Annotated in this window: 1 rRNA gene; it reads right to left on the reverse strand. The window is 49.7% G+C overall.

Annotated elements, in window-relative coordinates:
- Positions 1-653: ribosomal RNA gene (locus AAZU54_RS27255) — 16S ribosomal RNA — on the reverse strand; the annotation flags it as partial.
- Positions 654-1,081 lie beyond the last annotated feature (428 nt).

Consider the following 1,081-nt stretch of genomic DNA (forward strand, 5'->3'; position numbering starts at 1 on the left):
GTACTCTAGCTTGCCAGTTTTGGATGCAGTTCCCAGGTTGAGCCCGGGGCTTTCACATCCAACTTAACAAACCACCTACGCGCGCTTTACGCCCAGTAATTCCGATTAACGCTTGCACCCTCTGTATTACCGCGGCTGCTGGCACAGAGTTAGCCGGTGCTTATTCTGTCGGTAACGTCAAAACAGCAAGGTATTATCTTACTGCCCTTCCTCCCAACTTAAAGTGCTTTACAATCCGAAGACCTTCTTCACACACGCGGCATGGCTGGATCAGGCTTTCGCCCATTGTCCAATATTCCCCACTGCTGCCTCCCGTAGGAGTCTGGACCGTGTCTCAGTTCCAGTGTGACTGATCATCCTCTCAGACCAGTTACGGATCGTCGCCTTGGTGAGCCATTACCTCACCAACTAGCTAATCCGACCTAGGCTCATCTGATAGCGCAAGGCCCGAAGGTCCCCTGCTTTCTCCCGTAGGACGTATGCGGTATTAGCGTTCCTTTCGAAACGTTGTCCCCCACTACCAGGCAGATTCCTAGGCATTACTCACCCGTCCGCCGCTGAATCGAAGAGCAAGCTCTTCTCATCCGCTCGACTTGCATGTGTTAGGCCTGCCGCCAGCGTTCAATCTGAGCCATGATCAAACTCTTCAGTTCAATACTGCTTGGGTTTTTAAGAAACCCTAAACTTGGCTCAGCAATCTCAAATGACTACTATGATTGCTCATGTGGCCACTTGTGATGCTGATAATCTTGGCGACTATCAAACCGTACTCACAAGCACCCACACGAATTGCTTGATTCAATTTGTTAAAGAGCGTTTGGTTAAGAGCTTTTCGTCTCAACCGAGGCGCGCATTCTACGCTTTCCTCTGTGTCTGTCAAGCGTTTATTTCGAAGTATTTTGCGAGAAACTCGTTCAACTTCAAACACTTGACTCGCTTGCGATCTCTCGTAGCGGGAGGCGAATTCTACAGCGTTACAAGCTGCTGTCAACTACCTTTTTCACCGCTGCCGATCAGAAGATCGAAGCACCTCCAGTACTGCCTGAAACATCTAACTCGTTGATACTCAAGGAGTTTTCCG

It is taken from the genome of Pseudomonas sp. Je.1.5.c, assembly GCF_051129895.1.
Taxonomy (GTDB): domain Bacteria; phylum Pseudomonadota; class Gammaproteobacteria; order Pseudomonadales; family Pseudomonadaceae; genus Aquipseudomonas; species Aquipseudomonas urmiensis.